At 61.8% G+C, this 13,183-nt stretch carries 10 protein-coding genes; 3 read left to right on the forward strand and 7 right to left on the reverse strand.

Translation table 11 applies throughout. From position 1 onward, the window contains the following. The first annotated feature begins 3 nt into the window (after window positions 1-3). Entirely contained in the window at window positions 4-1,335 is a 1,332-nt protein-coding gene (locus HXW87_RS03495; protein WP_095667959.1) for a dihydroorotase, read from the forward strand. A gap of 94 nt (window positions 1,336-1,429) precedes the next feature. On the opposite strand, the gene HXW87_RS03500 is transcribed toward HXW87_RS03495, so the two are convergent. Continuing rightward, complete coding sequence (locus HXW87_RS03500; RefSeq protein ID WP_027610324.1) at window positions 1,430-1,948, reverse strand: DUF3617 domain-containing protein; 519 nt, start codon at window positions 1,946-1,948, stop codon at window positions 1,430-1,432. 132 nt (window positions 1,949-2,080) lie between these two features. Between HXW87_RS03500 and cls the strand changes: the two genes are divergently transcribed. Then, the gene (cls, locus tag HXW87_RS03505) at window positions 2,081-3,520 is read left to right on the forward strand and encodes a cardiolipin synthase (protein WP_095667958.1); all 1,440 of its coding nucleotides are present in this window, start codon (window positions 2,081-2,083) and stop codon (window positions 3,518-3,520) included. 42 nt (window positions 3,521-3,562) lie between these two features. Here the strand turns inward: cls and cfaB are convergent, their stop codons facing one another. From cfaB to HXW87_RS03530, 5 genes are all read right to left on the reverse strand, one after another. Beyond that, window positions 3,563-4,750: a C17 cyclopropane fatty acid synthase CfaB gene (gene cfaB, locus HXW87_RS03510; protein ID WP_047297352.1), complete on the reverse strand. Its 1,188-nt coding sequence runs from the start codon at window positions 4,748-4,750 to the stop codon at window positions 3,563-3,565. A gap of 211 nt (window positions 4,751-4,961) precedes the next feature. After that, window positions 4,962-6,869 carry a heavy metal translocating P-type ATPase gene (locus HXW87_RS03515; RefSeq protein ID WP_239778438.1) on the reverse strand — a complete coding sequence of 636 codons (1,908 nt, stop codon included), beginning with the start codon at window positions 6,867-6,869 and terminating at the stop codon, window positions 4,962-4,964. After that, a complete protein-coding gene (locus HXW87_RS03520; protein WP_239778439.1) occupies window positions 6,866-7,927 on the reverse strand; it encodes a protease modulator HflK in 1,062 nt (353 codons plus the stop codon). The genes HXW87_RS03515 and HXW87_RS03520 overlap by 4 nt, the downstream gene beginning before the upstream one ends. After that, a complete protein-coding gene (locus HXW87_RS03525) occupies window positions 7,924-8,970 on the reverse strand; it encodes a protease modulator HflC (RefSeq protein ID WP_047297355.1) in 1,047 nt (348 codons plus the stop codon). Before HXW87_RS03525 ends, HXW87_RS03520 begins: the two co-directional genes overlap by 4 nt. After that, window positions 8,967-10,928, reverse strand: coding sequence for a protease modulator HflK (locus HXW87_RS03530; protein WP_239779136.1), 1,962 nt, complete (start codon window positions 10,926-10,928; stop codon window positions 8,967-8,969). Before HXW87_RS03530 ends, HXW87_RS03525 begins: the two co-directional genes overlap by 4 nt. A gap of 210 nt (window positions 10,929-11,138) precedes the next feature. Here HXW87_RS03530 and lpdA point away from each other — a divergent pair, with 210 nt between their 5' ends. Continuing rightward, window positions 11,139-12,539, forward strand: a complete 1,401-nt coding sequence (gene lpdA / locus HXW87_RS03535) for a dihydrolipoyl dehydrogenase (RefSeq protein WP_121182844.1) — start codon at window positions 11,139-11,141, stop codon at window positions 12,537-12,539. 157 nt (window positions 12,540-12,696) lie between these two features. Here the strand turns inward: lpdA and HXW87_RS03540 are convergent, their stop codons facing one another. Next, complete coding sequence (locus tag HXW87_RS03540; protein ID WP_041073817.1) at window positions 12,697-13,170, reverse strand: Lrp/AsnC family transcriptional regulator; 474 nt, start codon at window positions 13,168-13,170, stop codon at window positions 12,697-12,699. Window positions 13,171-13,183: the final 13 nt, after the last annotated feature.

Raw genomic sequence — 13,183 nt, forward strand, 5'->3', positions numbered from 1 at the left:
ACCATGAGCAGCGTGCTGATTCGCAACGCCAGACTGGTCAATGAAGGACGCGAGTTCGACGGCGATCTGTTGGTCAGCCATGGTCGCATCGTCAAGATCGCAGGCCGCATCGACGGTGAAAATGCCCGTGTGGAGATCGACGCCAATGGCCAATGGCTGTTGCCGGGCATGATCGATGACCAAGTGCATTTTCGCGAACCGGGAGCGCCGGCCAAAGGCTGCATCCACACCGAGTCACGCGCAGCGGTGGCGGGTGGCATCACCAGTTTCATGGACATGCCCAACACCCAACCGGCCACGCTTACCCTCGAAGCGCTGGCGGATAAAAAGCGTCGGGCGGCGATCAACTCCGTGGCCAACTATGGCTTCCACTTCGGTGTGAGTCAGGACAACCTCGACACCGTAGCCGCGCTCAACCCCTGCGAAGTGGCCGGGGTCAAAGTGTTCATGGGCGCCTCCACTGGCAACATGTTGGTGGATGATCCGCAGACTCTCGAACGTCTGTTCGCCGAGGTGCCGACGATACTGCTGGCGCATTGCGAACACACACCGAGCATCGAGGCCAATGCAGCACGTCTGCGCGAACGCCTCGGCGACCACCTGCCGGCGAATATCCACGCACTGATCCGCGATGCCGAAGCTTGCTACCGATCCTCTTCGCTGGCGGTGGAACTGGCCAGACGTCACGGCACCCGCCTGCACGTTTTGCACCTGACCACCGCTCGCGAGCTGGAGCTGTTCGAAGACAAACCTCTCACTCAAAAGCACATCAGCGCTGAAGTCTGCCTGCACCACCTGCTGTTCGATGACCGCGACTATCCAGCACTCGGCAACCTGATCAAATGCAACCCGGCGATCAAGAACCAGGCCGACCGCGATGCCTTGCGCGCGGCGCTGCTGAGCAACCGGCTGGATGTGATCGGCAGCGATCATGCACCGCACACCTGGGCGGAAAAACAGCGTCCTTACACCGAAGCACCGTCCGGTTTGCCGCTGGTGCAACACGCCCTGCCGGCACTGCTGGAACTGGTGGCCGATGGCGTGCTGCCGATCACCACGTTGGTGGCGAAGACCAGCCATCGGGTGGCGGATCTTTTTGCGATTCCGGATCGGGGTTATTTGCGCGAGGGGTATTGGGCGGATCTGGTGCTGGTTGAGCCCGCGGCCATGGAGGTGTCGCGGCAACCGATTCTGTCGCAGTGCGGATGGTCGCCGTTTGCTGACAAGACTTTCCGCTATCGGGTGAATACGACGTTGGTGTCGGGGCAGATTGCCTGGCGGGAGCAGCGCATCAACGAAAGCTGTCAGGGGCTGCCGCTGCGGTTTATGCGTTGAATGATCAGGTGTCTGACAGAACGTCTTCGCGAGCAGGCTCGCTCCCACAAGGAGTCGCGCTGGCCCTGTGGGAGCGAGCTTGCTCGCGAAGCTTTTAAGCTCTTGGCTTCACAGTGCCGCAATCCTGACCCAACCACACCGCACGGGTTTCCAGACTGCCCTTCTGGTTGATTCCGATCGCATTGAACGTGCCGTTGGCCACGGTGGTGAACTCACGATCACTGAGGAACGTCGCGACACCCGTGCCTTGCGCTTTCGGGCAGCTGAAGCGGAATTTCCACTGGTTGCCGGTGCGCTCGGTGATCTGCTGCTTGCAGCCCGACTGCGGATCGGCCAGCGGAATATCGTTGGTCGCGACCTGCTGCGGCGTCAGGCAGGCACGAATGCCCTTGCCGCCGATGTTGATCCCGTTCTTCTCGAGCGCCGCCCGCTGTTGCGGGGTCATCTGGCCTTGCAACTGGCCGAGGATCGATTGCACATCCATGGGCTGGTCATCGACTTTGACGTTGCTCGAGGTCATTTCCCACAGCCCCGGCTGCAGCATTTGCGCCTGCGCAACCACCGGCATTGCCAAACCCAGGCCCAGCGCCAAACCCAGCAGACGAACGTTCATCGAAAAAACTCCTGATCAGTAGTGGCCGTTAGACGTCGGCCGATTGCTTCGGTTCATGCACCAATTAAATAGCGACATTCGCCTCGGAACATGGTCTGTTACGCATTGAGTCTTCAGGAGCAAGGCTGCCCCATGGATTATTTTGGACCGCACATTTTCGGCTATCTGATCGCCCTCATACATAGCCTCGGCTTGATCGCCGCGATCCACGCGGTGCTGACCGTTCGCACCGCCCAAGGCTCGATCGCCTGGGCATTGTCGCTGATTTTCATTCCCTACCTGACACTCATCCCTTATCTGGTTTTCGGCCGCAGCACCTTCGACGGCTATATCAAGGCACGGCGCCAGGCCAACGAACAGATGCGCCAGGCGATCTCCGAGTTGAACTGGCGACCGTGGGTCGAAGAAGCCCTCACCGCCCGCGCCTCAAATGCCTATGCCTCGCTACGGGCCATGCCCAAACTGGGGCGGATGCCATGCCTGGCGAATAACGAAGTGCAACTGCTGGTGAATGGCCACGCGACCTTCGAGGCGATTTTCCAGGCCATCGATCAAGCGCGCGAAGCCGTACTGATCCAGTTCTTCATCATCCATGACGACCGCCTCGGACAGCGCCTGCGCGATCTGTTGCTGAAGAAAGCTGCCGAAGGCGTGGCGATTTATCTGCTCTACGACCGCATCGGCAGCCACGCCCTGCCCCACAGTTATGTACAGGCGTTGCGCGATGGCGGTGTCGAGGTCAAAGCCTTCGCCACACGTAGCGGCTGGCTCAATCGCTTCCAGGTGAATTTCCGCAACCACCGCAAAATCGTCGTGGTCGATGGCGTGCTCGGCTTTGTTGGCGGGCACAACGTTGGCGATGAATACATGGGCGAGAAGCCGCCGTTGGCGCCATGGCGCGATACCCATGTGCAAGTGCGCGGGCCGGTAGTGGCCTGCATGCAGGAGTCATTTGCCGAGGATTGGTTCTGGGCTGCGCGCACATTGCCGCCGCTGATCCTGCCGGATGTTTACCCGGACGACGGCGTGCTCTGTCAGTTGCTGGCCAGCGGACCGGCCGACGCCTACGAAACCTGTTCGCTGTTCTTCGTCGAAGCGATCCACGCCGCAACCGAGCGGGTGTGGATCACCAGCCCGTACTTCATTCCCGATGAAGCCGTGTTCGCCGCGTTGCGCCTGGCGGTGCTGCGCGGCGTCGACGTGCGCCTGCTGCTGCCATCGCGCCCCGATCACCGCATCGTCTACGCCGCGTCCAGCCTGTACGCATTCGAAGCGGTGCGCGCCGGCGTGCGGGTGTTCCGCTACGAACCGGGGTTCCTGCATCAGAAAGTGGTGTTGATCGACAGCGAAATCAGCGCCATCGGCAGCGCCAATCTGGACAACCGTTCGTTCCGGCTGAATTTCGAAGTGATGCTACTGACCGTCGACAGCGAATTCGCCGCCCATGTGGAACGTATGCTCAACGATGATTTCGAGCAGGCTTACGAGGTTGCCAAAGAGGAAAGCCGGGAGATCCACCGCCTGCAACAGCTCGGCATGCGGATCGCCCGGCTTATTTCACCGATTCTCTAGAAGCCCATCACCCTCTCCAAGGGAGAGGGCAGGGTTCAGGCATCAAGGGTTGTAGATGTCGTCACGGGTCCAGGGCAGTTCATGGCTGCCGTCCGGATGAGCCTTGACTGCCAGAATCTGATGCAGATTGATCCAGCCCCGGGCAAACGCGTAGGCACACCCGGCCAGATACAGGCGCCAGATTCGCAGCGCCTGATCCGGCACCAGTTTCCCGGCGGCCTCGAGGTTATCCTCCAGCCGCTCGCTCCAGTGATCCAGCGTGCGCGCGTAATGCAGGCGCAGGCTTTCGACATCGACGATCTCCAGCCCGGCTTCGCTGATCTCGGCCGAGATCATCGCCAAGTGTGGCAACTCGCCGTTGGGGAACACGTATTTCTCGATGAAGTCGCCGGCACCGCGCCCCACCGGGCGGCCGTCGGTGTGCTTGGCGGTGATGCCATGGTTCATCACCAGGCCGCCCTCCTTCACCGCGCCAAACAGGACTTTGCAGTATTCGGCGAGGTTGGCGTGGCCAACGTGTTCGAACATACCGACGCTGACCACCTTGTCGAATCGCCCGTCCTGCGGCAGGTCGCGGTAGTCGAGCAGTTGCAGTTCGACCTGGTCTTCCAGGCCTTCGGCCTTGACGCGCTCACGGGCCAGTTCCAGCTGTTCCTTGCTCAGGGTGATGCCGAACACTTTGGCGCCGAATTCACGTGCGGCGTAACGCGCCAGACCACCCCAGCCGCAACCGACATCCAGCAGGTAATCGCCCGGCTGCAAACGCAGCTTGCGACACAGATGGCGGAATTTGGCTTGCTGCGCCTGCTCCAGGGTTTCGCTGCCCGTTTCGAAATACGCGCAGGAATACGCCATGTCGCTGTCCAGCCACAGCTGATAGAACGCGTTGGACAGGTCATAGTGATAGGAAATGGCTTTGGCGTCGGTTTCCTTGTCGTGCACTGCACGCACCGGCTGAGCGCCTTCATCTTCATCGAGCAAGGCGCTGCTCAATTCGTCGCAGACCCGGATGACCTCGCTGATCGAGCCCTCCAGTTCAAGCTTGCCTTCAACAAACGCCGCCCCCAGCGCGTCGAGGCTTGGATGGGTGAACTGGGTGACCATCGTCGGGTCCTTGACCACGATGGTGACGCTGGGCGTCGGCCCCAGATTGAACTCATGGCCATCCCAGAGTCGTAAGCGAAGCGGAAGCTGCAGATTCTGTAAGGCCGGTGGAAGTTGCGCGAGCATGGAAAATCCCCCCTTGTTTCAGACGTCAGATCTGAGGGTAGACCATCCTTGAAAAATAGCAGGCTATCGATTTAATTAGCCGAGACTATCGTTTCAGACGCTCCAGCAAGCCGGAATGCAACCCGTGTTTTCGATCCGGAAACCGGCAATGACGTGTGCGCCTTCTACATAGATGACTGCCTATTCGGCGCACAGTTCGCTGCAACTCATTTCAAGGACCATCCTTGAGCTTGAGCAATGGCTCCTGAAACCGCAGCAGCCGTCCGGCATTGCCCAACACCAGCAACGTGCTGAGGTTGTGCAGCAGCGCGGCGATCATCGCCCCGGCCGCGCCGAGCCAGCCGAAGGCGGCGAAGACGACAATCGCCAGTGTCCAGCCCAGACCGATGATCACGTTAACCTGCAAGGTTCGTCGGCATTGGCGGCTGAGCCGCACACAAGTACCGAGGCGGCGCAGATCACTGCCGATCAAGACGATATCCGCCGAGGCCAGCGCGATGTCAGCGCCGCCCGCGCCCATTGCGACACCGACCACACCAGCCTTCAGTGCCAGCGAATCATTGATGCCGTCGCCCACCACCATCGGCCGAAAACCGTTGTCGATTTCCTTCAGTACGCGGTTGAGTTTGTCCTCGGGCAGCGCCTGCGCTTCCAGCTCTTGCAGGCCGACCTCGCGGGCCAGGGTCTGAGCAACACTTTGGCGGTCGCCGGTCAGCAGCAACTGGCGACCCAGACCGAGCTCGCGCAATTCGCTGAGGGCAAAGCGGGCTTCCGGTTTGACGCTGTCGGCCAGCAACAGCCAGGCGACAAATTCGCCGTTCAGTGCCAATCCGGCAATCGGCCCGTCGTGCTCGGGAACGGTGGTGGTGACGATGCCCAGTTGCGCGAACAACTCGGGCCGGCCCAACGCCGCCTCGCCTTGGGCGGTCGTGGCGACTACACCGAGACCCTGACGCTCATGAATATCCGTCAGCGGCAGGCTCTGGTCCTGACTGACCAGCCCGGCCAACGCGCGGCTGACCGGATGGCTGCTGGCCGCGCCTAGGCTGGCGGCCAGTGCCATCACCGAGGCCTGATCCAGCCGTGGGCTGCTGATCGATTGCAAACGCAAAGTGCCGTAAGTCAGCGTGCCGGTTTTGTCGACCACCAGTGAAGTGAGATCTGCCAACTCCTCAAGGAACGCCGAACTGCGAATCAGAATGCCGTGGCGCGCCGCCACCGCCACGCCGGCAATCGCTGTGGCCGGTGCCGACAGCACCAAAGCGCAAGGACATGCCGCCACCAGCACCGCGAGCATCGCCTGCGCGTCATGGGTGACAAACCAGGTCACCGCTGCCAGCAACAACACCAGCACCATGTAGCTACCGGCATAGCGCTCAAGCAGGCGCGTGATGGGCGGCTTCGAGCGCTCGGCGTTCTGCATCAGCGCGATGACTTTGCCCAGCGTCGATTGATCGCCGGTACGGGTCACCTCGATGCGCAGCAAGCCATCGAGGTTGATCGCGCCGCCAAACACCGTCATGCCCACCGCCGCTTCCACCGGAATCGACTCACCGGTAATTGACGCCGTGTCGAGGCTGGCCTGGCCGAACAACACTCGGCCATCCGCTGGCACCCGATCTCCGGCGCGCACCTCGACCTTGTCGCCGGGCTGGAGCGTGCCGTTATCGACTTCGATGATCGAGCCATCAGTCTGAATCTTGCGCGCGTGGCTGCGGGTCAACTGGCCGAGGGCGTGAATCGCTTCCTGCGAGCCGATCACGCTGCGCTCTTCCAGCACGTGGCCGAAGATCATGATGATCGGCAGCAACGCGGCGGTCAGCAGATCGCCGGTCGCCCATGCACCGAGCATCGCCAGGGCAATCAATTGATCGGTGATGCCGTGCAGGCTTGGATAGCGCAGGCTGTACCACGCCGAGCGCATCACCGGCACCGCCACCAATAGAGAAGCGAAACCCAGCAGCAACTGACTGACACCGGTTTGCTCCGGTAACAGCCAGCGCCAGAGCAGACCGAGGCCGAGCAAGCCAAGGGCGAGCATCGCCAGGGTCAATTGCCGTGCGGCGCGGCGCTGTTCGGCCGAGGACAACAGACTCGGTGCGGCAGTGGTCGCAGTCATTTACTGGCTCCCTGAATGATCAGGCGGGAATCGTCTTTTGGATCGACCGTGGTCACGGAACCGGCCTGGCCGAGAATCTTCGGCATGCGTTCACGGTACAGCCGCAGGAGCATCTGCGGGTCGGTACCCTGTTGTTGCGCTTTGGCCAGGCTCAGCACCGTGGCGGTGTCGGCAGCGGCTTTTGCCAGCCGTTCGCTGGCCTGCGCGTGGGCCACTTGCAGGGTGCGGTCGGCTTGTTCATTGGCGGTCTGGGTGAGTTTTTCTGCTTCGGTGCGTGCATTGGCGACGGCTTTGTCGGCTTGCTGACTGGCGGTCAGAACGGCGTTGAACGCACTGACGGCCGGGTCTGGCAGACTCGACTGCACGTCGACACGCGCCACTTCAATGCCGATGCCCTGCCCGCTCGCCTTCAACTCTGCCAAGCGCTTGTTGATGCCTTGCACCAGATCACCGCGCAGACGCTCACGTCTTTCGGCAGCCTGGTTATCAGCACCGATCAACTCCGGACGGGCAACCAGAATCGTGTCCAGATCCCGCGCGGCGGTCAGAGCCACAGCGCTGCGGGTGACCAGCCGATCCAGCGCTGGCAGCACATGATCACCCTGCAGGACGAATTCGTAAGGGTCGGTCACTTTGTAAAACACCCGCACATCCAGTTGCACCACGCCGGCGTCCCCCGTCAGCAAGTAACCGGAACCGGCCAGGGCATCGCTCAGCGGTGTGGCGAAAGTCGCTACACGATCAGCCTTGATCGCCTCACTGCTGCGCAGCAGGTTTTCCACTCGGCGCTCAATCACCCGATCCGCTGCCGGTAGTAAAACCACCTGCTCGAACGGCTGCGGCCAGGCCAGCAAAAGCCCGGCATTCTGAATACGCTGCAGCGCGCCAAAATGCAGAACCACGGCCCGATTTTGCGGATCGATCTGCCGCACATTGGAAAACGCCCAAGCCAACGCAGCCAATACCGTCACAGCGTACAAGGCGAAAAACGCCAAACGTCCGGCCTGAATCCACGGACTGCTCAACGAATGTGTTCCACGTGGAACTTCATTACTCATGGCTGCGATCCGGATTTGTTTTCGACATTCGGCGGGCCGTCCACCAGCACGCGGAATGGCGCGGCGTCGGTACGCAGGATCAGCTTGGTGTCCGGCGTGACGATAGTGCCCAGGGTGTCCAGCGAACGCAGCAGGTTGTACAACTGCGGCGATCCAGCGTAGGCACGGCCATAAATTTGCGCCGCTTCGACTCGGGATTGCGCTTCGATTTCTGCGGCTTTAACTGTCGCGTCAGCCTGAACAATTCGTGCATCGCGCTCGGCGGCAGATCGAATTTGCGCCGCTTCTCGCTTGCCGATGGCGGTGCGTTCGGTGGCAATTGTTTCACGCTCGGCGCGCATCCGATCGACCGTGGCGGTGAGCGTGACCGAAGGCAAGGTCAGGCGTTCGATGCCCACCTGCACCACACGCACACCGTAAGTGGCCAGCAACTGCTGGTCGATCTGCTGACGCAGTTGCGCTTCGAAACCGGCAATACGCACTTTGCCGGCATCGGTATTCACCAGATCCGCCAGGTCGAAACTGCTGGCGGTGGTTTCCAGCGCCGAGCCGACAAAGGTGCGAATCTGCCGCGCCGCTTCGTCCGGCTGGTTCTGCACCGCGCGCATGAAACGCTGCACGTTGTCCGGATCGCCCTGCACCTGCCACGCCACGTAGGCCTGAACGATGATGCGCAAACCGTCGCGGGTACCGACGTCCTGTAAACCGCTGGAAGTGGTACGCAAGCGCAGGTCTACCGGGATCGCCGCTTCGAACGGCGCCGGCCAGCGCCAGCTCAAACCCGGCTCAAGCAGCACCCGCGAGGGATTACCGAAACGGGTGATGACCGTGGCCTCCCCCGAGCGCACTTGCACCAGGCTCGCCGCCGCGATGGCAAACCCCACCAGCAACAGTGCCCAGCCCATCCGCCGCCAAGGGAACGGTCCCGCGTCTTCCGGCGCACCGTGGTGATGGTGATGATGCCCATGATGATGGTGATGCCCGGCGTGGCCGTGATCGTGGCCGCTGTGGTCATGGGAATCGTGAGTGTGCGACTGGCTCAAGGGGCAACTCCTGGTTGAGCGGTGGTACGCGCAGGCGTCGGATCAGCCGGCAGCGTGAACGTACGCAGGTCGATGGTCGGCGCATTGCTGCTGCCGCCTAAACGGTGGTCGAGTACCAACAGTTTGGCCTTGCTCAGCCCCAGGCTGAGCTGACTCAGATATTGCTCAAGCACGAACGCCTGACCGGCGCTGGCGTAGGCTTTCTGTTCAGCGCTGAACTTAAGGTCTGCGGCCTGCGCCGCCGCATTGATTTCACGGGCGCTGGCACTGGCCTGATCGCGGGCGAGGCTGGCTTGCAACTGCGCCTGATTACTGGCTTCGGCCGCCGCACCGCGCTCACGAGAGATCAACGCCTGCGCGCCGATCTGTGCCGCTTGCACGCCGTGATAAGCATTGGCGGCACCGGCCGGCGGGTGAATGGCTTCGACCACGGTGGCGAGAATTTCCACGCCACTGTCGAGTTTCTGCAGATCGCCCTGCACCGCGCGACCGATCTCATCGCCCAGCCCTATCCGGTCAGCACCGAGCAGACCGTCGAGGGTACGCGAGGCAAAATCGTGCACCAGAATCCGGCTCGCAGTGCTGCGAATCAGCGTCGGCACATCGGCATTGTTGTAAGTTGCGGCCAAAGCATCCTGATCACTCAGACCAATGCGATAAACGAAGCGCACGTCCATGTTGACGATCTGAAAGCTCTGCTGATCGCCACGGCTGCTGGCGATCACTTGGGATTTGTCGTTAACGTGGCTGGCATCCCACAAGCGGTTGGCGGTCAACGGCGCCGGGCCTTCGGCAAGCTCAGCCTGGGTTGGCGCCGGAGCATCGCCGAAGCTGGTTGCCAATTCGTGCACCACGCCGTTCTCGACGCTCAATACACGGCCCAGTGGCCACGGCAAACCGGCGTGCAAGCCAGGGCCAAAGACTTGTACCGGTTTGCCGAAGCGCTCGTAGATACCGCGCCCCTGCAGCGGGATTTCGTGGATCCCGGTCAGCAGCCAGCCGACGGCGGCGACCAGCGCCAGCACCGGCAGAAAAGCGCGGCGCATGTAGCTGAACGCCCAGATCTGGCGCAAATCGATGCCGAAACGGTTGTGCAATTCGTGCTGCAAAGCGAGTAACGGCTGTGGTGGCCAACGCAGCATATCGGCAACAAAACTGCGCGCCAGCAGGGTCGGTTCCAGCTGCTCGCGTCGAGGGCTGAACACCGACAGAACTGCGCGCAATAGCAACTCGATCGCGACCAATCCCGGCAGGATCCCGATGAGAACCGCCAGCCGCACCGGCCACACGGAAGTTTCACTGGCAAACAACAGGCACATCGCACCCAGTACCAGACTGATGATCGCGACGCGCGACAGTTGTGCGAGCGAACCGGCTTCCGGCCATTGCGCCGGGTTTTCCTGAGCCAGTTGCCGCTCCAGCACCAGCAAGCCGAAACCCAACAGCAACATCAGCGCGGCGCCCACCGTGGCCGATAACCCGACTGCAGCGGCAGGCAACGTCAGATTCCACACCTGCCCGATGGCCAGCACAATCAGCACTGACCAGCCGCCCAGCCACAACGTGGCCGCGCCAATCTGACCGAGCAGGTGCAGACCGCGCTGACTCAATCGCTCCAGCACCCGTTCGTACCAGCCGTCAGGAGCGGTTTGCTCGACCTCGTTCAGCGGTTGCTGCGCCACTGGGTGCATGACCCGCGCGCGCCATTGCGTCACCCACCACGCCGATTGCAGTCCGGCGACCAGCACCAGCAACGCCGCGCCCAGATTCACCAGCAAGGCCGGCCATATCGATTGCGCGGCAAACAGCTCGACAAACAACGCCAGCACCCACCCTGCCCCGGCCAATCCACCGAGGCCGAAGGCCAGACGGCGCAATCGTCGCCCCTGCGCAGCCGCTTGTTGAAAGCGCGGCAACCCGGTCACTTGCGTGCCATCGACATCCAGATCGACTTGCATATCACCCCAAAGCCATTGATTCACCGGTCTTATCGTTACGATATAACGAAAAGCGTGAAATATTCGTACACAAATACGCCTATCTAAAGATGCGCAACCTGTCGCTTGCCTGAAGCCTTGACCGAAATGTCCGGAAACGCACATATTACGTTCGTAATTTTAATCGCCTACTACTTTTAGCGATCCGCATCCCCAACGAGGAGCAAGAGCATGAGTCACTACGACGTGGTCATTCTGGGCGGCGGCCCCGGTGGTTATAACGCGGCGATCCGCGCCGGCCAGTTGGGCCTGAAAGCGGCGTGTGTGGAAGGCCGCGCCACCCTCGGCGGCACGTGCCTGAACGTCGGTTGCATGCCGTCCAAGGCCTTGCTGCATGCTTCGGAGCTGTACGACGCGGCCATGGGTGCGGAGTTCGCCAACCTCGGCATCGAGGTCAAACCCACGCTCAACCTCGCGCAAATGATGAAACAGAAAGACGACAGCGTGAGCGGCCTGACCAAAGGCATCGAGTTTCTGTTTCGCAAGAACAAGGTCGACTGGATCAAAGGCTGGGGCCACATCGAGGGTCCGGGCAAAGTCACGGTGACCGACGATCAGGGCAACACGACCGAGCTGAGCGCCAAGGACATCATCATTGCCACCGGCTCCGAACCCACGCCCCTGCCCGGCGTCGAGATCGACAATCAGCGCATCCTCGACTCCACTGGTGCACTGTCGCTGAGCGAAGTACCGAAGCATCTGGTGGTCATCGGTGCCGGAGTGATCGGCCTGGAGCTGGGCTCGGTCTGGCGGCGTCTCGGCGCCCAGGTGACCGTGGTCGAATACCTCGACCGCATCTGTCCGGGCGTCGATGCCGAGGCCGGCAAGACCCTGCAGCGTTCGCTGAGCAAGCAAGGCATCAGCTTCAAATTGAGCTCGAAGGTCACCAGCGCCACGCCCTCGGCCAACGGGGTGCAGCTCAGCGTCGAACCTGCAGCGGGCGGCAGCGCCGAGTTACTGGACGCCGACTACGTACTGGTCGCGATCGGCCGGCGCCCATACACCAAAGGCCTGGGCCTGGAGAACGTCGGCCTGAGCACCGACAAGCGCGGCATGCTCGCTAACCGCCAGCACCGCACCGAAGTCAATGGCGTCTGGGTAATCGGCGACGTAACGTCCGGGCCGATGCTCGCGCACAAGGCTGAAGACGAAGCGATGGCCTGTGTCGAACAGATCGTCGGCAAGGCCGGCGAGGTCAATTACGACTTGATTCCCAACGTCATCTACACCCGGCCGGAACTGGCCAGCGTCGGCAAGACCGAAGAGCAACTGAAGGCCGAAGGACGTGCCTACAAAGTCGGCAAATTCCCGTTCACCGCCAACAGTCGGGCGAAGATCAATCACGAAACCGAAGGCTTTGCCAAAGTCCTCGCCGACGAACGCACAGACGAAATCCTCGGTGTGCACCTGGTCGGCCCGAGTGTCAGCGAAATGATTGGAGAATATTGCGTGGCCATGGAGTTCAGCGCCTCGGCCGAAGACATCGCGCTGACCTGCCATCCGCACCCGACCCGCTCCGAGGCGCTGCGTCAGGCGGCGATGAATGTCGAAGGGATGGCGACGCAGATGTAGGTGGTCACCCAAACCCTGTGGGAGCTGGCTTGCCAGCGATGGCGTCAGTCCTGTAACCGTTGCGGTCGCTGACACACCGCTATCGCTGGCAAGCCAGCTCCCACAGTTGACCGTGTTCCTGCTGGAGGATTGCGGTCGAATGTGGGAGCAACCCGCTCTACCGCGGAAGATGCCCCAACGGCAACGCCCCCGGCGTCTTCACGGTGTGAATCGCAAAGTTGCTGCGAATGTCACTCACCCCCGGCAGCTTCAGCAGACAGCCGCTGAGAAAGCGGTCATACGCGCGCAGGTCCGGCACCACCACTTGCAACAGAAAGTCCGATTCCCCGGACACCAGAAACGCTGAAATCACCTCCGGCAGTGCCGTGACCGCTGCGTAAAAGGCTTCGGCCTGCTCATCGTTGTGGCGCTCGACCTTGACCCCGACAAACACCGTCAGCCCCAACCCCACCTCATCGCGATCGAGGTTGGCCTGATAGCCACGAATCACCCCGGCCTCCTCGAGCATCCGCACCCGACGCAGGCACGGTGACGCCGACAGACCGATCTCATCCGCCAGTTCGACGTTGCTCAGCCGGCCGTTGCGTTGCAGCGCCGCGAGAATCTTGCGGTCAAAAGCGTCGAGTTTCATGGTTGGCAGATCC

Origin of the sequence: Pseudomonas sp. Y5-11 (assembly GCF_022368695.1) — a bacterium.
GTDB lineage: Bacteria > Pseudomonadota > Gammaproteobacteria > Pseudomonadales > Pseudomonadaceae > Aquipseudomonas > Aquipseudomonas parakoreensis.

What these genes read in the sequence shown, in the direction of transcription:
- cls (WP_095667958.1), top strand. Translation starts at nt 2,081, where the DNA reads ATGGATTATTTTGGACCGCACATTTTCGGCTATCTGATCGCCCTCATA.
- HXW87_RS03520 (WP_239778439.1), bottom strand. Translation starts at nt 7,927, where the DNA reads ATGAGTAATGAAGTTCCACGTGGAACACATTCGTTGAGCAGTCCGTGG.
- HXW87_RS03515 (WP_239778438.1), bottom strand. Translation starts at nt 6,869, where the DNA reads ATGACTGCGACCACTGCCGCACCGAGTCTGTTGTCCTCGGCCGAACAG.
- HXW87_RS03500 (WP_027610324.1), bottom strand. Translation starts at nt 1,948, where the DNA reads ATGAACGTTCGTCTGCTGGGTTTGGCGCTGGGCCTGGGTTTGGCAATG.
- cfaB (WP_047297352.1), bottom strand. Translation starts at nt 4,750, where the DNA reads ATGCTCGCGCAACTTCCACCGGCCTTACAGAATCTGCAGCTTCCGCTT.
- HXW87_RS03540 (WP_041073817.1), bottom strand. Translation starts at nt 13,170, where the DNA reads ATGAAACTCGACGCTTTTGACCGCAAGATTCTCGCGGCGCTGCAACGC.
- HXW87_RS03530 (WP_239779136.1), bottom strand. Translation starts at nt 10,928, where the DNA reads ATGCAAGTCGATCTGGATGTCGATGGCACGCAAGTGACCGGGTTGCCG.
- HXW87_RS03495 (WP_095667959.1), top strand. Translation starts at nt 4, where the DNA reads ATGAGCAGCGTGCTGATTCGCAACGCCAGACTGGTCAATGAAGGACGC.
- lpdA (WP_121182844.1), top strand. Translation starts at nt 11,139, where the DNA reads ATGAGTCACTACGACGTGGTCATTCTGGGCGGCGGCCCCGGTGGTTAT.